Annotated in this window: 16 protein-coding genes; 7 read left to right on the plus strand and 9 right to left on the minus strand. The window is 63.1% G+C overall.

Going from position 1 to position 18,405, the window contains the following annotated elements:
• The 7 genes from ACWIDZ_RS14495 to ACWIDZ_RS14525 form a co-directional block, all read right to left on the minus strand.
• Window positions 1-734, minus strand: a 734-nt coding sequence (locus tag ACWIDZ_RS14495) for a TonB-dependent receptor (protein ID WP_453990022.1), incomplete at its 3' end; no start/stop codon positions are given.
• Window positions 735-882: 148 nt separating this feature from the next.
• Window positions 883-1,899 (minus strand): SMP-30/gluconolactonase/LRE family protein, encoded by a 1,017-nt coding sequence (locus tag ACWIDZ_RS14500; protein ID WP_453990020.1) that lies wholly within the window; start codon window positions 1,897-1,899, stop codon window positions 883-885.
• A gap of 15 nt (window positions 1,900-1,914) precedes the next feature.
• A complete protein-coding gene (locus ACWIDZ_RS14505; RefSeq protein WP_453990018.1) occupies window positions 1,915-3,132 on the minus strand; it encodes a PQQ-dependent sugar dehydrogenase in 1,218 nt (405 codons plus the stop codon).
• Between the two features lie 44 nt (window positions 3,133-3,176).
• Window positions 3,177-3,551 (minus strand): c-type cytochrome, encoded by a 375-nt coding sequence (locus tag ACWIDZ_RS14510; RefSeq protein WP_312219130.1) that lies wholly within the window; start codon window positions 3,549-3,551, stop codon window positions 3,177-3,179.
• A gap of 37 nt (window positions 3,552-3,588) precedes the next feature.
• Window positions 3,589-4,329, minus strand: a complete 741-nt coding sequence (locus ACWIDZ_RS14515; protein ID WP_453990016.1) for an SDR family oxidoreductase — start codon at window positions 4,327-4,329, stop codon at window positions 3,589-3,591.
• Between the two features lie 66 nt (window positions 4,330-4,395).
• Window positions 4,396-5,244, minus strand: a complete 849-nt coding sequence (locus tag ACWIDZ_RS14520) for an SDR family NAD(P)-dependent oxidoreductase (RefSeq protein ID WP_346487715.1) — start codon at window positions 5,242-5,244, stop codon at window positions 4,396-4,398.
• Complete coding sequence (locus ACWIDZ_RS14525; RefSeq protein ID WP_338575200.1) at window positions 5,237-6,019, minus strand: GntR family transcriptional regulator; 783 nt, start codon at window positions 6,017-6,019, stop codon at window positions 5,237-5,239. Before ACWIDZ_RS14525 ends, ACWIDZ_RS14520 begins: the two co-directional genes overlap by 8 nt.
• A 292-nt stretch (window positions 6,020-6,311) precedes the next feature.
• Between ACWIDZ_RS14525 and ACWIDZ_RS14530 the strand changes: the two genes are divergently transcribed.
• The 6 genes from ACWIDZ_RS14530 to ACWIDZ_RS14555 all read left to right on the plus strand — a co-directional run bounded on the left by ACWIDZ_RS14530 (window position 6,312) and on the right by ACWIDZ_RS14555 (window position 14,214).
• Window positions 6,312-7,565, plus strand: a complete 1,254-nt coding sequence (locus ACWIDZ_RS14530; protein WP_453990013.1) for an MFS transporter — start codon at window positions 6,312-6,314, stop codon at window positions 7,563-7,565.
• 84 nt (window positions 7,566-7,649) lie between these two features.
• Window positions 7,650-8,405: an SDR family NAD(P)-dependent oxidoreductase gene (locus ACWIDZ_RS14535; protein ID WP_453990011.1), complete on the plus strand. Its 756-nt coding sequence runs from the start codon at window positions 7,650-7,652 to the stop codon at window positions 8,403-8,405.
• A gap of 44 nt (window positions 8,406-8,449) precedes the next feature.
• Entirely contained in the window at window positions 8,450-9,523 is a 1,074-nt protein-coding gene (locus tag ACWIDZ_RS14540) for a sugar phosphate isomerase/epimerase family protein (protein ID WP_453990009.1), read from the plus strand.
• Between the two features lie 25 nt (window positions 9,524-9,548).
• A complete protein-coding gene (locus ACWIDZ_RS14545; RefSeq protein WP_453990007.1) occupies window positions 9,549-11,324 on the plus strand; it encodes an IlvD/Edd family dehydratase in 1,776 nt (591 codons plus the stop codon).
• 26 nt (window positions 11,325-11,350) lie between these two features.
• Complete coding sequence (locus tag ACWIDZ_RS14550) at window positions 11,351-12,202, plus strand: fumarylacetoacetate hydrolase family protein (RefSeq protein ID WP_453990005.1); 852 nt, start codon at window positions 11,351-11,353, stop codon at window positions 12,200-12,202.
• Window positions 12,203-12,351: 149 nt separating this feature from the next.
• Window positions 12,352-14,214, plus strand: coding sequence for a pyrroloquinoline quinone-dependent dehydrogenase (locus ACWIDZ_RS14555; protein WP_453990003.1), 1,863 nt, complete (start codon window positions 12,352-12,354; stop codon window positions 14,212-14,214).
• Between the two features lie 152 nt (window positions 14,215-14,366).
• Here the strand turns inward: ACWIDZ_RS14555 and ACWIDZ_RS14560 are convergent, their stop codons facing one another.
• Window positions 14,367-14,732 (minus strand): hypothetical protein, encoded by a 366-nt coding sequence (locus ACWIDZ_RS14560; RefSeq protein ID WP_453990002.1) that lies wholly within the window; start codon window positions 14,730-14,732, stop codon window positions 14,367-14,369.
• A gap of 80 nt (window positions 14,733-14,812) precedes the next feature.
• Window positions 14,813-17,740, minus strand: coding sequence for a TonB-dependent receptor domain-containing protein (locus tag ACWIDZ_RS14565; protein WP_346487720.1), 2,928 nt, complete (start codon window positions 17,738-17,740; stop codon window positions 14,813-14,815).
• A gap of 81 nt (window positions 17,741-17,821) precedes the next feature.
• On the opposite strand from ACWIDZ_RS14565, the gene ACWIDZ_RS14570 reads away from it, so the two are divergent.
• Window positions 17,822-18,400: an NIPSNAP family protein gene (locus ACWIDZ_RS14570; RefSeq protein ID WP_453990000.1), complete on the plus strand. Its 579-nt coding sequence runs from the start codon at window positions 17,822-17,824 to the stop codon at window positions 18,398-18,400.
• Window positions 18,401-18,405 lie beyond the last annotated feature (5 nt).

An 18,405-nucleotide genomic window follows, 5' to 3' on the forward strand; every position in this document is an offset into this window, starting at 1 on the left:
AGCAGGTGGCCGCTGGCGCTGGATCGCGCCCCGGCCAGCCCCGAGCCGCGCTCCTCGTCATAGGCCGAGGCGCGTAGCGACACGCTGGCCTCGCCTGCCGGCGCATCCAGCCGCACGGCCGCCGCACGGGCTTCCAGATCCAGGGGCGTGTCCGCCGCCCCGGCCGCCGCGCCGCGCACGGGCCTGTAGTCGTCGCTGGTCTCATAAAGCGTCGAGGCCGTCAGCCTCGCCCGACCGAGGTCCAGCCCCCCTGATCCCGCCAGGCGCGCCCCGCCCCGTTCCGACACCGAGGCCGACAGCACGCCGCCGCGCTCACGCTCGCGCAGCTGGATCACGCCGGTCAGGGCGCCCGCGCCATAGGGGCCGGCTCCCGCCCCGCGCACGATGTCGAGGCTCTCCAGGCTCTCGGTCGGCAGTTGCGACCAGATCACCCAGCCGCCGAAGGGATCGTTCATCGGCACGCCGTCCAGCGTCACCAAGGTCCGCCCCGCCCCCGACGGCGCGATGGCGCGCAGGGAGATCCCCTGTGTCGTCGGATTGGCCGCCAGGCTGGACGTGCGCCGGAACAGCGACACCGCCGGAACGCTCGCCAGGGCCTCGTCCAGACGCGCCGACCTCGCCAGCGCCGCCTCGTCCAGCCGGATGACCGAGAACGCCGCCTCCCCCGCCGCCGCCGGCAGACGCGCCGCCGTCACCACAACCTCGTCAACGACAACCGGCTGAGACTCAATCACCTGGCCCCCCCCTCAAACTAAACACAAGACGACGGCGACGCATGGGAAAGGCCATCAATCGCTGCCTCGATATCGGTGGCTCTGTGCAGAGTACGACCAAGGGCCGCTCGGCGCGTCATGCTCGCATCCCTGGTCGGGCCAAGCTCCCTCAACTCCGGCTTTGCGCCATGAGCTTGCGCGCTTTCGTCCGAACTCGGACCACAGCATGATTCGACGACATGTAGAGATGACCGTCTGCAGCCAGCTCACAGTTGGAAATGACCGCATCGGACGTGATCACGCCGAGGCGTTGATCGCCTTGAAATATGGACAGGCCGTCGCGGCTCGACGCCCAAAGGAAGCCCTGATCATCGAATTTGAAGCCGTCTCCGCCTTGAACGCCGGAGACCTGCCGGTCGATGTGGGTCCGGCGCGGCCCGGGCCGCCCGGCTTCATCGAGATCCCAGGCCACCCATCCAACCCGATCCGTCGCGAAAAGCGTTCGACCGTCCGGCGACAGACCGATCCCATTCGGCATGACGCCGTCATCAATCAGCGTCACGCTGTTGTCCGGCGCCAGACGAAACACGCCTGTAAAGCTCATTTCACGACGCGGAGAGTCGTGCCCGCCTTCCAGGCCATAAGGCGGATCGGTGAAATAGATCGACCCGTCAGCCGCCAGCACCAGATCGTTCGGACTATTGAAGCGGCGACCTTCATAGTGGGTGCACAGCGGAATTTTTTCACGGGTTCGCAGATCGATGCGAGCGACAGATCGATTGCCGCAGTCAGCGACCACCACGCCTCCGCGCGCCAGGATGAGCCCGTTGGTGCCCGGTTCTCGCAGACCCGGATCCTCGCCGCCTTCATAGCCTGAAGGGCTGCGCCAGATGGAGCCGCCCTCGGCGGACGACCAGCGGTGGATCGCATTGCCGCGCACGTCTGACACCAGCAGATATCCGTCAGCCCCGCCGACCCAGCATGGCCCTTCGCTCCAGATCAGCCCATCCAGCACCTTCTCCACTACAGCGTCCGGATCGATCAGGGCGTCCAGCGCAGGGGCCAGCCGCCGCACCCCGCCGACCACCGGAAAGCCGGCCTTTTCACGCCTAGGGGCCGCCGCTCCGAGACAACCCAAGGCCCCTGCGGCCGCCAGGAATACACGGCGATCCATGGAATCCATCATGTTGAGCCTCCAATTTCAGGGGATTGGCGTCAGCTTGAGCAGGGAGGCGTCGCTGGCGCCTTCCGTCAGCACCCACAGAGCGCCGTCGGGACCGACCTCGACATCACGCAGGCGCTGCTTGCGCTCGGTCAGCAACCGCTCTTCACCTACGACCCGGTCCCCATCCAGCGTCAGCCGCGCAAGATGCCGACCGGCAAGACCGGCGATGAACAGACTGCCTTTCCAGGCAGGCGCCGCATCGGAGTTGTAAAAGGCCATCCCGGACGGGGCGATCACCGGATCCCAATAGTAGATGGGCTGGAGCATCCCCTCAGCCTGGGTGATCCCGGCGCCGATCGTTTCGCCGGTATATTCGATGCCATACGTGACGACCGGCCAGCCGTAGTTGCCGCCGGATTCTGGAATGTTGAGTTCATCCCCCCCGCGCGGACCGTGTTCGTTGGTCCATAATCGCCCTGTGACCGGATGAATGGCTGCGCCCTGCACGTTGCGATGTCCGTAAGACCAGATTTCCGGCCGCGCGCCCGCCACGCCGACGAAGGGGTTGTCGGGCGGAACGCCGCCATCCCGATCGATCCGCACCACCTTGCCCAGCAGGCTGTCGAGTTGTTGCGCCTGCGGTCGTCCCTCCGGGACATACCGCTCGCCGGTCGTGACATACAGCCGGCCCTGGCGATCAAACGCCAGACGCCCGCCATAGTGCTGGCGGGAATCCAGCTTCGGCTGTTGACTGAAGATGATCGTCAGGTCTTGCAGCGATGGAGCATCTCCGTCTTCGGACAGACGCGCGCGCGCTACGGCCGATCCCGTCAGTGGCGGCTCGCCCGGCTGCGAAAACGTAAAATAGATCAATCCATTGATGGCGTAATCTGGATCAAGAACCACATCATGCACCCCACCCTGATCACCGATGTCGACGGCGGGAACGCCTTGGACCGGTGCGGATACCTCGCCCTCCGGCGTAATGATGCGCAAGGTGGTGCGCTCGGTGATCAGCAGGCGGCCGTCCGGAAGAAAGGTCATTCCCCACGGCTTGTTCAGACCCGTCGCCACCTGCTCGGTCTCGAATCTCACCCCCGCCCGCATCTCTGGCGCTCGAGTCTGCGCCTTAAAGGCGGGCTCCAGGGCGGCGGCGTTTCTCGGACGAGTCTCCAACGATGTCGAAGGCTCTCCAGCCGCCGGTTGGACCGCCCCCGACAGGATGCCGGCAAGGCCGATCAACAGAAAGCGCATGGCAAATTCCGGAATAGCGAGAATGAAAAAGGGCCTCTGGCGGCCTACCGCTGGGTCTGCAGATATCGGATGATCTCGGCGCGCTGCGCGGGCGACGGCGCGACGATGGACATCTTGGTGCCAGGCACGGCAGTACGCGGAGCGGCCAGGTAGAGCTCCAGATTAGCGACAGTCCAGGTCCGCCCCCACTCTCTCAGAGCCGGGCTGTAGTTGTACCCCGGCGCCGTGCCGGCCTTCCGGCCCACCACGCCCTGAAGCGCCGGCCCCATACGGTTCTGAGTTCCCTGAACCGTATGGCAAGAGCCGCACCGCTGGCGGAACAAGGTCTCGCCGGACGGGGATGTCTGAGCCGAGGCGGCGGTAGCCGAAACGGTCAGAGCGGCTACGACAAACCCGATCTTCAACACTGACGTCAGCATCACTAAAGCCTCACATTATCAAGGAGAAAACAAGGAATTACAGACTCATGCCGCCGTCTATGATCAGGGTGTGGCCCGTCATGAAATCGGCCTCGCCGCTGGCCAGCATGACCGCGATGCGGGCGATTTCCCGGGGGTTTCCGATCCGTCCCATGGGCTGGCGGGCGGTGAACGCGGCCAGAGCCGCAACCGGATCCGCCTGCGCCGCCATTCGCTGATGCAGCGACGGGCTTTCGACGGTTCCGGGACAGATGGCGTTGCAGCGGATTCCATCAGCGATGAAATCCATGGCGACGGACTTGGTCAGACCGATTACGGCGGCCTTCGTCGTCGCATAGACGAAACGGTCCGGCGCCGCCTTGATCGATGACACGACCGAGGCGATGTTGATGATCGTCCCATCCTTCCGTTCGCGCATGCGCGGCAAGAAGGCCTTGATGGTGTTAGCCATGGAGCCGACGTTGATACGGAAACTTCGGTCCATCTCCGCAGGTTCGTGATCGAGCACCGTGCCTGCCGCGACCACGCCTACGCAATTCACCAGCACCGCAGTCTCTGGATAGCGGCCCGCCAGGTCGGCGACTGAGACCGGGTCGGTGACGTCCAGCAACGCGCTTGTCACGCCCGCCGCCGCCGTCCATGTCACTAACGGCTGCTCGGACAAGTCAATGGCGATCACCGTCGCACCCTCGGCCGCCAAAGCCTCGGCGATGGCGCGGCCAATGCCTTGCCCAGCGCCCGTCACCACGCACGTCTTATCCGTCAAACGCTTGGTCATCTTCGCTCGTTTCATGATGTGGCTTAGAGGAGCGAGGCGGTTCGTCGCTCTCGCCCGATCAGGGCGTCAGGCAGCGAACAGGTTCGCGCCGCCGTCGACCCTGAGCACTTGGCCGCTGACGAAACGGCTCTGTTCGGAGGCCAGAAAACCAACCACGTCGGCGATCTCCTCCGCTACGGCATAGCGGTTCAGAGACGGCCCCTCCTCCATCATGATCGGATCGACCGTGCGCGTAGCCAAAAAACGCGCGGTCTTGGCCGGGCCAGGACTGACGGCGTTGACGCGCACCCCTGACGTCCTCAGCTCGGCGGCCAGGCACCGGGTGTAATGCACGACCGCAGCCTTGGCGCAGGCATAGGCCGTCTCATTGGCTGCTCCCATGTGGGCGGACACGGTCGAAATATTGATGATGGTCCCAGCCTGCCTCGCAGCCATGCCTGGTGCGACAGCGCGGCTCATCAGCATGGTGCCGATAAGGTTTCGATTGACGATCGCCTGAACGTCTTCGAGCAGAAAGTTGAGCGCCGTATTCGGATCCGGCTTTCCGCCCTGGGCGCCGATGTCGCCGCCGGCGCAGTTGACCAGAATAGTGATGGGCCCCAGAGCCGCCTCGGCCTTGGCGACCATGGCCCGCACCGCGTCTTCCTGAGAAATGTCGCCGGTGACGGCCACGGCTCGGGCGCTGGGCGTCGTCATGGAGTCCGCAACCGCCGTCAGATTGGGGAACTCTCCATACTTGGCTGGCGCGTCCTCCGAAATGTCGTGGACGGCGAGATCAGCGCCCAGCGCCATCAGAGCCCGCCCTATGATGTGGCCCAACCCCCGCCCCGAGCCTGAAACAAAAGCGACCTGCCCCTCTAGCGGCCCCCGAGACAGCGAGGATTCGACGGCCTCAGTCGCGAACGCGTCATTCATTCTTCTTCCCCTTGTCAGTTTTGATTTTTCCCAGCGCCTGGTGCGTGGGAGCGTCGGATTTCGAAGGCGCGACGCCTCGTCCCTCCAGCGTATGGCTCGCGTAGCGATCCGGGTTCTCGTAGCCCGTCCGCAGGTGCGCGATCACAGCGTCCTCGGGCGACACTTCGGATCGCCCCAAAGCCACGTCCAACAGTTCCCGATGGTGATGAAGCCGCCACTGCTTGGTCTCGACGCTGGCGTTCTCCAGCGCCTTGTGCGCGAACAGAACGGTAGCCAGCGCATCCAGCGCCTTGACCAGATAGGGATTGCCCGACGCGCGCCAGACTTCGCGGTGGAAGGCCAGATCCAACGCCGCCGCTTCCATCTCGGCGCCCTGCTCCCAGGCCTCCATCTCATTGACCAGAGCGGTTAGACGGGCTGCTTCCTCCGGCGTCATGTGGATTCGGCACAGCTTCAGCGCTTCAGCTTCCAGGACCACGCGAAGGCTGTTGATTCGCTGGACATCCTCTTCTTCCAGCATCGTCACGAACATGCCGCGACGCTCATGATTCATGACCAGTCCCTGCTCCTGAAGCGTCATCAGCGCCTCGCGAATGGGAATCCGGCTGATTTCAAAATCACGGGCCAGCTTGCTTTCATTCAGGCGATCGCCCGGCTTGTACCGGCCGGCGATGATGGCGTCCCGTAGCCGACGCAGAACGTGCGCCTTCAAAGTTGGCGGCGCAGTTTCCTTTTCATAATCAACGCTCATACCCGGGGATTTCACCTGATTCATAAAAGCTCTCCGCTGAGTTTATGGTGAAACGAGCACCCGCTCCTTCCCCGTTGACCTCACCGAATACCGCACTTAGTATACAGTTTAGCGGCCTGATGGAAAGAGGGCGAGAGACCTCGATCGTCACTGCGAACTAAAAAATTTTCGAACTCAATGCCTCAGAATGGCGCAAGGCGCACCCCCTTCGGAGCGCGGCCCGCCATCTGCGAGAACATCAGCACAACCTTGATACCTGGGGAGGGGATTTCATGAGCAGGTGCGACAAGAATGCAAGGACATGGGCGGTGCGCCCATGATGCGCCCGACCAAGGCCCGATTGGGCGTCGTCGGCTTCGCCGTCACCCTGGCCATGCTGGCCTATATTCAACGCGTCGCCATTTCACAGGCCGCCTCGCCCATGTCGACCGAGTTGGGTCTCGACAAGGGACAAATGGGCTGGATCTTCGGCGCCTTCGCCCTGTCCTACGCCCTGCTTGAAATCCCTATGGGCGCCTTGGGCGACAAATTCGGCGTTCGTCGGGTTCTAGCTCCGCTGGTGCTCATCTGGTCCGCCTTCACGGCGCTGAGCGGCGCAGCCTGGAATTTCACCTCCCTGCTGGTCATGCGCTTCATCTTTGGCGCCGGCGAAGCGGGCTGCTTCCCCAATCTGACCAAGATGCTCAGCGTCTGGCTGCCTCGCCGCGAGCGCGTCCAAGCTCAGTCGCTGATGTGGGCTTGTACACGCTGGGCCGGGGCGGTGACGCCTCCCATAGCATTGCTGGTCATCACAGCCGTCGGATGGCGCTGGGGTTTTGCGGTCTTCGGCCTGCTGGGCGCCTTGTGGGTCGTCGCCTTCTGGTTCTTTTTCAAGGACGATCCCGCCAAGCATAAAGGCGTCAACGAGGCCGAGTTGCAGTTGCTGGAGGGCTCTCGCGCCCTGGCCGAAGAAGGCGGCGGCGGCTGGTCGAAGATCTTCACCGACGTCAACGTCCTGCTTCTCGTGATCCAGTACACGGCTTTTTCGTTCGTCTGGTATTTCTACGTCACCTGGCTGCCGACCTATCTGATCGAAGCCTGGGGGCTGACCTTCGCCCAGGCAGCCGGCTACGCCATCCTGCCCCTGCTGTTCGGCGGCTTCGGCGCCCTGATCAGCGGCATGATTCCAGCCCGCATTCCGCGCCGCGCTATCGCCCTGTTCGGTTTCGTGGCGACAGCCGCCCTGTTGTTCACCGTCACCAAGATGCAGAACGCCATGGTCGCGATGGTGCTGATGGCGCTGGCCAGCTTCTGCAGCGATCTGACCATGCCCATTTCCTGGAACACCTGTGTGGAGATCGGTCGGCGCTACACCGCTACCGTGGCCGCCACCATGAACATGTTCAGCGGGCTGGCCGGCTTCGCGGCTCCGGTTCTGGGCGGCTACATTCTGTTGTCCGAGAGCCGGAACTGGGACGCCCTCCTCTACATGATGGTCGCCGCCGCCTGTATCTCGGCCGTCTGCTGGCTGTTCCTGAATCCTGACAGGCTGGCTGAAAAGAACGCTGAGATCGACGGCTCGAAGAACTGACCCCTGACGCCGCCCGGTCGTCGGGCGGCGTCTCACGCGAAACGAACGCCGCGCATCACGGCGCAGCGTTCAGGAGTAAGAACAATGCATATCGACTTGGCCGGCAGAACAGCCGTCATCACCGGCGGCAGCCGCGGCCTGGGTCGGGCGATGGCCGACGCCCTGGGCGGCGCCGGCGCGGACCTGGCTCTGATCGCGCGTGATCAGAGCATGCTGAACAAGGCCTGCGCCGAGTTGGCCGAGACGGGCGTCAAGGTGCAGGGCTTTGTCGCCGACGTCACCAACGAGGCCGATGTCGCCCGCGCCGCCCAACAGATTCAGGACGCCTTTGGTCACCCGCACATCCTGATCAACAACGCCGGCAATAATGTCCGCAAGCACCTGCACGAACTGTCGCTTGAGGATTTTCGCAGCGTCATCGACGCCAGCCTGACCTCGACCTTTCTGATGTCGCGAGCGCTGACTCCCGGCATGAAGGGGCGCGGCTATGGCCGGGTCATCAACATGACCTCCATGCTCAGCCACATCTCTCTGCCGGGTCGCGTCCCCTATTCTTCGGCCAAGACCGGCCTGCTGGGGTTCACGCGCTCCCTGGCGTTGGAGTTGGCCGACCAGGGCATCACCGTCAACGGAATCAGCCCCGGGCCGTTCGGCACGGACCTGAACAGACCCGTGATGGAGGACCCGACCGCCAACGCGCACTTCCTCGCCAATCTGCCGGTCGGACGGTGGGGCAAGGTCGAGGAGATCGGCGCCCTCGCCTGTTACCTGTGCTCGGACCTGGCGGGTTTCATCACCGGCACGGATATCGTCATCGACGGCGGCTGGACCACCAAATAGCGCGCCTGATCCGAGGCGAGCTCACAACAACGTAGGGGCAGGACATGGCGACGAGACGACAGTTTCTGGGAACAATGGCTTCGGCCGGCGTGGCGCTCTACGCGGCGCCTGGCCTGGCGCGGGGCTATGAGGAAGTCGAACTGCCCCCGAAGTCGAAGATCGGCGTGGCCAGCACCGCCATGGCCATGCATCTGTCCGGACTCGGCGCGGCGCCTGCGATGCGCGACGATCCCGTGCGCTACATCGAGTATCTGCGCTCCCTGGGCGCCGGCGGCGTCCAGCACGCCATCCGAAAGGACCTGCGGCAAGCTCGCGCCAAGCTGGAAGAGCTGGGCATGTTCTATGAGGGCGAGGCCGCCCTGCCCGCGCATCCTGACGACGACCTGAGCGCATTCGAGAACTCCATGCTTCAGGCCAAGGAGTTGGGCGCCAACTGCGTTCGCGCCGTCAGTCGCCAACCCCCCGGCGGCAACCGCCGCTATGAGACCTTCGCCACGCTCGAGGACTATCGCGCCTGGGAAGCCCAGGCCAATGCGGTGATCGCGAAGGTCATGCCCATCGTCGACCGCATCGGCGTCGGCCTGGCGCTAGAGAACCACAAGGACCGCACCGCCGACGAACACCTGGCGGTCCTTCAGCGCTACTCCAGCGAACACCTCGGCGCCCTGATCGACCCCGGCAACAACATGTCGCTGATGGAAACCGCCCAGGAGACCGTCAACAAGCTCGGCCCTTACGCCATGGCCAATTCCATGAAGGACATGGGGGTCGCCCCCTACGCCGACGGCTTCCTGCTGTCAGAGGTGCGTTTCGGCAAAGGGATCAACGATCAGAAGGCCCTGTTCGAGATCATGCGGAGCCACAACCCGCGTATCAATTTCGTGCAGGAGATCATCACCCGTGATCCGCTCGAAATCCCTGTCCTGACCGAAGGCTATTGGAAGACCCTACCGGGCATCGGCGCCGAAAGACTGGCGGCCTTCATGGCCAATGTCCGCGCCAAGGCCTCGGCCCTGCCGGTCGTCACCGGCCTCAGCCCACAACAGAGACTGCAGGCCGAAGAGGACAACAACCGCAACACCTTCGAGTGGGCCATCGCGCAATTCGGCGCCGCTTGATCAACCTTCAGCTCGAAAGCCCAAAATGTCCGCCCGAACTCCCAAACGCCCCTTCCGGTCCCGCGAATGGTTCGCCGCGCCCGAACGGGCCGACATGACCGCTGTCTATCTGGAGCGGTTCATGAATTCAGGCGTCACGCCTGAGGAGCTGCGCAGCGGCAAGCCGATCATCGGCATCGCTCAGTCCGGCAGCGATCTGGCCCCCTGCAACCTGATCCATGTTCAGCTCGCCCAGCGCGTCAAGGCGGGCATCCGCGACGCCGGGGGAATTCCGATGGAGTTCCCGGTTCATCCGATCTTCGAAAACTGTCGCCGACCGACGGCGGCGCTGGATCGCAATCTGTCGTACATGACCCTGGTCGAGATCCTGCATGGCTACCCGCTGGATGCGGTGGTCCTGACCACAGGCTGCGACAAGACTACGCCGGCCGGGATCATGGCGGCCTCGACGGTCAACATTCCCGCTATCGTCCTGTCCGGCGGACCCATGCTGGACGGCTGGTTCCAGGGCAAACAGGTCGGTTCAGGCACAGTCATCTGGCAGAGCCGTCGCCGCCTGGCCGCCGGTGAGATCACAGAAGAGGAATTCTTCGACGCTGCGACCGCATCCGCTCCGTCGCTGGGCCATTGCAACACCATGGGCACGGCCTCAACGATGAACGCCATCGCCGAGACGCTGGGCTTGTCCCTGCCGGGGTGCTCCGCCATTCCAGCGCCCTATCGTGAACGCGGCCAGATGGCCTACCGGACAGGTCAGCGCATTGTCGAAATGGCCTATGAGGACCTTCGGCCGCTCGACATCCTGACGCGCGAAGCCTTCCTGGACGCCATCGCCCTGACCACGGTCATCGGCGGCTCCACGAACGCCCAGCCCCATATCACCGCCATGGCCCGCCACGCCGGGGTGGAGATCACCAGAGAGGATTGGGTCGAACACGGTTTCCCGTTGCCTCTGATCCTGAACATGCAGCCGGCCGGCGAGTTTCTCGGCGAGCGCTTCTACCGGGCCGGCGGCGTCCCCGCCATTCTTTGGGAGCTCCAGAACGCTGGAAAATTGCATGGCGACCGGATCACCGTCAGCGGCCGCAACCTCAGCGACGCCCTGTTCGAGACCCCTGACCGCGAGATGATCCGCCCGTTCGATCAGCCGCTCAAGGAGAACGCGGGATTCATCGTTCTGCGCGGCAATCTGTTCGACTTCGCGATCATGAAGACCAGCGTCATCTCTGACGAATTTCGCGAACGCTTCCTCCGGAACCCCGGCTCCGAAAACATCTTCGAGGGCGACGCCGTCGTTTTCGACGGCGCTGAAGACTACCATCACAGGATCAACGATCCGGCGCTGGGCATAACGGAGTCCTCGATTCTGGTGATCCGTGGCGCAGGTCCTGTCGGATGGCCCGGCTCAGCGGAAGTGGTCAACATGCAGCCGCCCGACGCCTTGCTCAAGCGCGGCGTCAACAGCCTTCCCGTATTGGGCGACGGCCGGCAATCGGGCACTTCCGACAGCCCGGCCATTCTGCACGCCTCGCCCGAAAGCGCAGTCGGCGGCGGTCTCGGCTGGGTTCGCAGCGGTGATCGCATCCGCATCGATCTGAACACGGGCCGCTGCGACGCTCTGGTCTCAGATGAAGAAGTCGCCCGGCGACGCGCAGGCCCCCTGCCCCAGGTTCCCGCCAGTCAGACACCCTGGCAGGAGATCTCCCGCAACCTGGTGGGCAGCCTGGCAGACGGCGGATGTCTCGAGACAGCCGTCAAGTACCGCGACGTGGCCAAGACGACGCCACGTCACAACCATTAAAGATCAAAGCTTAGGGGTAAGCGTCCATGAAACTGTTGCGTTACGGGCCCATGGGCCAGGAACGACCTGGCCTGCTTGATGAAGACGGCGTCATTCGCGACCTGTCCGCCCACATTCCAGACATCGGTCCTGACCAGTTGTCGCCTGCAGCCTTGGCCGCCCTGGCCGACCTTGATACCGCCGCCCTGCCCATCGTCGAGGGCGCGCCTCGGTACGGCCCGCCTGTGACTGGTACGCGGAAATTTATCGCCATCGGTCTGAACTTCGCCGACCACGCTGCGGAATCCGGCGCGCCCGTGCCCGAAGAACCGATCGTCTTCACCAAGGCCACGAGTTGTATCCAGGGGCCGAACGACATCGTCATGCTGCCCCAGGACTCGGTCAAATCGGACTGGGAAGTCGAACTGGGCGTCGTCATCGGCACGACCGCCCGCTACGTCGACGAAGCCAAGGCCCTGGATCATGTGGCCGGCTATGTCCTGATCAACGACCTGTCTGAGCGCGAATATCAACTCGAGCGCGGCGGCAGTTGGGACAAGGGCAAGGGTTGCGACACCTTCGGCCCCATCGGCCCCTGGCTCGTCACCGCCGACGAAGTTGGCGACGTCCAGTCCCTGGGCATGTGGTTGGATGTGAACAGCCAGCGGATGCAGACAGGAAACACCGCCACCATGGTGTTCAGCGTGGCCGCCCTGGTCGCCTACGTCAGCCGTTTCATGACCCTCGAACCCGGCGACATCATCACCACCGGCACCCCGCCGGGCGTCGGTCTCGGCATGAAACCCACGCCTGTCTACCTCAAGCCGGGCGACACCATGCGTCTCGGCATTGAGAAGCTGGGTGAGCAGCAACAGTCGGTAATCGCCTGGCGGCCTTGACCTGCATCAGGTTTTTCTGAACATAGTATACACATTGAGATTGCAAGCGCGGCCGGACGAATTGGATCGCGCGCCGATCGAGGGGAGAGGGAATGAGACAAACAGAAGCAACAAGAATTCGCCGACGCGCGACTATCGGGTGCTCGATGATGACCCTATCGCTTGCGCTTGGCCTGTCGGCGCCGGCCGCCGCGCAGGAAGGTTGGCCGACGATCGGTCGAGATGCTGGAGGACAACGCTTCTCTCCACTCGCACAGATCACCCCGTCCAATGTCGATCAACTGAGGGTCGCCTGGACCTATCATCTCCGACCGGCGAACGACGTTGGCGGCGGCCTCCTGCCGTCGCAAACCATCCCGCTGGTCATCGGCGACACCATGTTCGTAGCGTCGCCCTACAGTCGTATCGTAGCGCTAGACTCCTCCACAGGCGCAGAGAAATGGGTCTTCCAGATACCGGATGATGACCGCCCGTCGTTGCGCGGGGTCGAATACTGGCCTGGCGACGCCACGCATGGCCCGACCATCGTCTTCGGCAGTCGCATGGGTCGCCTTTACTCGATCGACGCCGCAACCGGCCGACCGACGGCGGGCTTCGGCGTCAATGGCGTCGTCGACCTGAAAACGCCCGAAGTCATGCATACTGGCGTCGACAAGTCATACATCCTGCCCTCCCCGCCCATCGTATTCGAGAACCTGATCATTACGGGCGCCGGCCCGGGCGAAGGCCCGGGCGGAACCAACGGCGACGTGGGTCCGGCGGGCGACACTCGCGCCTGGGACGCACGCACAGGCGCGCTGGTCTGGACCTTCCACTCTGTCCCTCGCCCCGGAGAATTCGGTCACGACACCTGGGAGGGCGACAGCTGGCGCCATCGTTCAGGCGTCAACGTCTGGGGTCAGATGACCGTCGATACCGAACGCGGCATCGTCTACATGCCCTTCGGCACGGCGAACAACGATCGCTATGGCGGCGACCGTCCTGGCGACAATCTGTTCGGCAGTTCGATCGTCGCAGCCAATGCTCGCACGGGCGAGTATATCTGGCACTTCCAGGTGGTTCGACATGACATCTGGGATTACGACACCCAGGCTCCGCCCACCCTGTTCGACGTGGTCAAGGACGGTCAGACCATCCCCGCCGTGGGCATCGTCAACAAGACTGGGCTGATGTTCTTTCTCAATAGGGTGACCGGAGAACCGATCCACCCGATCGAGTATCGGGCCGTTCCACCCAGCGAGGTGCCCGGCGAACAGGCCGCGCCGACCCAGCCGTTCCCGGTTATCACCGAGCCTCTGTCGCGCAATTCGATCACGCGTGCGGACCTCTACAAGGAAACGCCTGAACACCAGGCCTTCTGCGAGGCCCTCGTTGACGATAACGACATGTATCTGTCGGCAGATCCCTACACGCCGATCAAGCTCAACCAGTATACGGTGACCTATCCCGGCACCCAGGGCGGCGTGAACTGGGGCGGCGGGGCCTACGACCCGTCCACCGGCCTGTTCGTGGTCAACATCAACAACATGGGCCAACCCATGCGACTGGTGCCCACGCCGGACGGCAAATCCTACATCAACTCCGGCGAATTCGCCGGGTTGAATCGGTTCTGGAACGCCGAAACGCGCCTGCACTGCGCCGCCCCTCCTTGGGGTCAGCTGGTAGCGGTCGATGTCCACTCGGGTCGTGTCGCCTGGCGCTCCACCCTGGGCGTCACGGACACGCTTCCGGAAGGCAAGCAGAATACAGGGCGTCCCTCTCTGGGCGGTCCAACGATGACCGCCGGCGGCCTGACCTTCATGGCCGGCACTGACGACAGTCGCTTCCGCGCCTTCGAAACCCGGACAGGCAAGGAGCTCTGGACCACCCGCCTGCCCGCCACCGCCCACAGCACCCCGATCACCTATTCGGACGCCTCGGGCAAACAGTTCGTCGCTATCGTCGCCACTGGCGGCGGTCTGCTTCGCGCACCCGTCGAGAGCGATTCCCTGGTCGTCTATTCCCTCCCGTAGACGCGCCTCCGCTCTTGCGACAAGCCGGCGTCGTCCCAACGACGCCGGCTTTTTCGCGCCATAGCGCGGCCGCGACACGTGCTCGATCAACGGCCAAAAGAATAGGCCGCCCCTCGAAGGAACGGCCTAATCCAAGAACATCGATGGACGCGCTATTTCTTGGGAAATGATCGAGCCAAATAGTCCGTGATCTGGGCCATTTCGGCAGCTGTTCCCGTCGCTCCGCGATCGCCCATGAATTGAACCAGGTCAAACCACTCCTGTCGCGTCAGATGCTTCTCGGCGACCAGTTCAACCGCATGACAGCCCGAACACACGCGGATCGTGGTGTCTCGTCCCACGCCCTCAGGCAACAGGCTGGCGGTCGCCTCCGGCGGCTGTATCTGCTCACTCTCGAACGGATGAAGCGGCGGCCCCATATCCGCCCGCTCGCTGGCTTGCGACGCAGCGCAACTCGACACGATCAGACCAGCGGTCGCGATAAGGACGCCCGTCTGCAAAAGGCTCGGCATTTTCATGGTCTACTCCCTCCCTACTCACAAAAAAGGAGGTCCGACGAACCTGAAGTTCGTCGGACCTGAAGACGTCCAGCAGGCCGTCAGAAGGCGAATCGAATACCGGTCGTATAGTAAGGCCCCACGACATCGTAGACGGCCTGATTGGTCGGATACATCTGGCCTGGCTGACCGTTGCCGATCAAAGGCGGCTTCTGGTCGAAGGCGTTGTTCACCGTCAGGAAGGCGGTCAGGTCGTGACCACGCACCGAAAAATCACGCTCGACGGTGACATCCACATAGACCACCGAGGGCACGGTCGGCTCTTCATAGAAAACTGTCCGGTCGCGCGTACGCTCCGTCTCGCCGATATAACGGGCCTGGGTCGTCAGCTTCCAGGGTCCCTGAATGTAGTTGGCCTGGACGTTGAAACGATGCTTGGCGTTGACGCCGACATTGGCGTTCTGAACCGGCGCCGCATTGATGTCGGTGCGCGTCTTCCGTCCTGGTACATAGCTGCCGATCAGCCGCAGCCTCAGATCACCATCCAGCGCCCCAACCGTCACCGGCATTCGATAGGCGAACTCATAGTCGATGCCGTGCATCGAGGAGAGCGCCTGATTGTAGGGCAACACACGCGTCGCAAGCGGGAAGTTGTCGCTCGCCGGCACGTGCGAGAACGGGAATGGCCGGATGATGTATTGGCACAGTGACGACGTGCCGTTGCTGGCGATGCACTCCTCATTGGCGTTGTCGCGGTTCAGGTTGGCGATAGCGTCGGTGATCTCGATGCTGAAATAATCAACCGACACAGAAAAACCGGGAACGAAGGACGGCTGCCAGATCACGCCCGCCGTATAGGTGTCGCCGATCTCCGGCTTCAGATCCGGGTTTCCGCTCGACAGGGTGATCACATTGTCATTGCGGCCGCTGTGCGCGTCAAAGAACCCGCCGCGCGCCGCCTGATCGCCAGCGAACAACTCATACAGCGTCGGCGCCCGAATATCGCGAGAGATGGTGTAGCGCAGTCGCACATCGTCGATCGGCGTATAGCTGAGGCCCGCCTTCCATGTGGTGACGCCGCCGCTGGTGGAGTATTCCGTGTAACGCACGGCTCCGTTCAGATCGAGCGCACGCGCCCACGGCTGATCCGCCAGGACAGGAACCGCCAGTTCCAGGAAGACCTCCTTGACGTCGTACTGCCCTTGCGCCCAGCCGACGTTGGTCGAGTTGTACTTGTTGATCGTCTGCGCAACGTTGGTTCTCAACCCGACTGTCGACGTCGGAATGGAGGGGTCGGAGTTGCTGACCTGGTCCAGCTTCTGCTTGCGGTACTCTGCACCCACGGCGAACGACAGAGGACCAGCCGGAAGGTTGAACAGCTCGCCGGCCAGTTCAGCCGCGAAGATGTCCATCTTCTGCGACACGCGATATTTCGAGACGCCGCTCACCCAGTCGAAATCTTCCTCCGTCGGGCTGTTGGCGCCGAACCAGTTGATCGGACGGCAGTCGTCCATCAGCCCAGGATGGGTGAGAGTGATGTTGCAGACGATGTTGCCGCTGCCATCCCGAACTGCGTCCAGGGAGGCGAAATATCGATCCTGATAGAAGTTGCCCGAGTGGGATGAGCGCAGCAGGGAATCCCCATGCGCATAGGTCGCCTTCCAGCTGTAATTCCCCAGGCTGCCGGAAAGTCCCGTCAGGAAGGTATAGGCGACGTTCTGCGCGACGACCTCCTTGAACGGCTGATCGGCATGGATCCGTCCGCCGCCTACACGTCGGTCATCCGCCGTGCCCCAGACGCCGTCCCGCCCAGCATAGGCGTCGAGAAGCGCCGCTGCGCCCGCCGGAAGATAAGGATTGTCGGCAAAAATGTAGAAGGCGTTGGTCTGGGTGCCCGAGCCGATTGTGACGAATGAGTTTTCGGTCTGGGCAAAGCTCAGTTGCGCGAAGGCCTTCAGGTCGTCGGTCAGATTGTAGTCGAAGCGCCCGAACAGCTGGTCCGTCACCTGACCGCCTGTCAGCGTCTTGCCGATGCTTGGCGAGCCGTCTCCGCCGATGCCGACATTGCTGCTGCCGGCCGGCGTGACGCCCGGATCGAAGGGGACCAGACTGCCATCCGGCAGGAAATGCATCCCCGCCAACGGGTTGCCGGTATTTTCGGAGAAGTTGGCGGCATGGGGGAACAAGGTGCCGAAAGTGCCGGTCTGGTAGAAGACCGGGCCTGCATTGCGATAGGGCGCCGCCGCTGTGCCGTTGCCGACCTGGGTGATCCAGTCGCCGCCGCGCGGGCGATCTTCGTTTCGCGGAATGCCGTCGCGTTGATAGTGATCGTAGCTCAGCAACACATGGCCGCGACCGTCCAGCACATCGAAGCCGCCTGCGATGTCAAAGCCAGAGGACAGGTCGTCGCCATAGTCTGAGATGCCGACCTTCGCGCTGCCCTTCACCCCTGTATAGCCCGTATCCAGGATGAAGTTGATCACGCCGCTGACTGCGTCCGATCCATAGGCGGCCGACGCGCCGCCCGTGACGACATCGACGCGCGAAACCAGAGCTGACGGGATAACATTGGTGTCCACCGTGCCCTGGAAACTGGTGGGCGGAATGCGTTGGCCGTCCAGCAGGACGAGGTTGCGGATCGATCCCAGGCCGCGCAAATTCAGGTAGTTGCCGGCATTGGGGCTCGTCGCCTGATTGCCTGTATTCTGCGTCCCGCTGCTCATTGTGAACTGCGGCAATTGATTCAGGCCGTCTGGAATGCTGCCGGGCGCTGTGGCTTGCAGTTGTTCGACAGCCACCACCGTAACGGGGGTAGGCGCCGTGTAGCCGTTCCTAACGATCCGCGAGCCGGTGACCACAATATCCCCCACTTGGGACGCGGTCGTTTCAACCGACGAGTCCTGCTGCTCAATCCCCTCCTGAGCATTGGCCGCTGACGACACAGCCAGCACGCTCACGCCGCCTAGCAGTGATGCAATAAACTTTTCCGTCTTCAATTCTTCCCTCCCCTTTTCATCAACAGCGCTCACGATTTTCTTCTAAGAATCGCTGATATTTCGCTGAAAATTTATAGAATTTCCGATTTTTATTGGAACTTATTGCGCGAAATCATGAAGAAGCGAATCCTCACATCTCGCTCGACTTCCCCGGCGCAGACCTTTCCCGATTGGGAAAGCCTAGCTTCCCATCCCTCTAACTGTATACTAAATGCATATCTCGCCGTGTCAACGGACCGTTTCACCGGCGCGGCGCGTGCGAAAATTCCTGCCGAAAAAGACGACGCCAGCGCATTGAAATATCGAGGGGAGACTCGTTGGATGAGCCCACAGCGCCTATTTGAAATGCGGACCTATCATCCGGCTGCCGGACGGATGGAGGCGCTGGAAGGCCGCTTTCGCGAGCACACGATGCGGCTCTTCGCCCGCCACGGAATAGTTTCGGTCGGTTATTGGAAAACCTATGGTTCCGATGACGTGAGGCTGATCTACATCCTGGCCTATCCGGATCTCGACAGCCGTGAGCGCAGTTGGGCGCAATTTCGCGCCGACCCTGAGTGGCAGGCGGCGGCTGCGGCGTCGGAAACTGACGGCCCGCTCGTAGCGCGACGCGAGTCGATCTATCTACACGCCACCGACTACTCCCCGCTCGAACGGTTCGCGCCGTCGACGCTGACTGCCCGTGGTCGTTAAAATTC

Source organism: Brevundimonas sp. NPDC055311, from assembly GCF_053645695.1.

Bases quoted from the DNA above. Each gene is read 5' to 3' on its own strand.
- ACWIDZ_RS14500 (WP_453990020.1), bottom strand. From the start codon at position 1,899: ATGATGGATTCCATGGATCGCCGTGTATTCCTGGCGGCCGCAGGGGCC.
- ACWIDZ_RS14505 (WP_453990018.1), bottom strand. From the start codon at position 3,132: ATGCGCTTTCTGTTGATCGGCCTTGCCGGCATCCTGTCGGGGGCGGTC.
- ACWIDZ_RS14510 (WP_312219130.1), bottom strand. From the start codon at position 3,551: ATGCTGACGTCAGTGTTGAAGATCGGGTTTGTCGTAGCCGCTCTGACC.
- ACWIDZ_RS14515 (WP_453990016.1), bottom strand. From the start codon at position 4,329: ATGACCAAGCGTTTGACGGATAAGACGTGCGTGGTGACGGGCGCTGGG.
- ACWIDZ_RS14520 (WP_346487715.1), bottom strand. From the start codon at position 5,244: ATGAATGACGCGTTCGCGACTGAGGCCGTCGAATCCTCGCTGTCTCGG.
- ACWIDZ_RS14525 (WP_338575200.1), bottom strand. From the start codon at position 6,019: ATGAATCAGGTGAAATCCCCGGGTATGAGCGTTGATTATGAAAAGGAA.
- ACWIDZ_RS14530 (WP_453990013.1), top strand. From the start codon at position 6,312: ATGATGCGCCCGACCAAGGCCCGATTGGGCGTCGTCGGCTTCGCCGTC.
- ACWIDZ_RS14535 (WP_453990011.1), top strand. From the start codon at position 7,650: ATGCATATCGACTTGGCCGGCAGAACAGCCGTCATCACCGGCGGCAGC.
- ACWIDZ_RS14540 (WP_453990009.1), top strand. From the start codon at position 8,450: ATGGCGACGAGACGACAGTTTCTGGGAACAATGGCTTCGGCCGGCGTG.
- ACWIDZ_RS14545 (WP_453990007.1), top strand. From the start codon at position 9,549: ATGTCCGCCCGAACTCCCAAACGCCCCTTCCGGTCCCGCGAATGGTTC.
- ACWIDZ_RS14550 (WP_453990005.1), top strand. From the start codon at position 11,351: ATGAAACTGTTGCGTTACGGGCCCATGGGCCAGGAACGACCTGGCCTG.
- ACWIDZ_RS14555 (WP_453990003.1), top strand. From the start codon at position 12,352: ATGACCCTATCGCTTGCGCTTGGCCTGTCGGCGCCGGCCGCCGCGCAG.
- ACWIDZ_RS14560 (WP_453990002.1), bottom strand. From the start codon at position 14,732: ATGAAAATGCCGAGCCTTTTGCAGACGGGCGTCCTTATCGCGACCGCT.
- ACWIDZ_RS14570 (WP_453990000.1), top strand. From the start codon at position 17,822: ATGAAGAAGCGAATCCTCACATCTCGCTCGACTTCCCCGGCGCAGACC.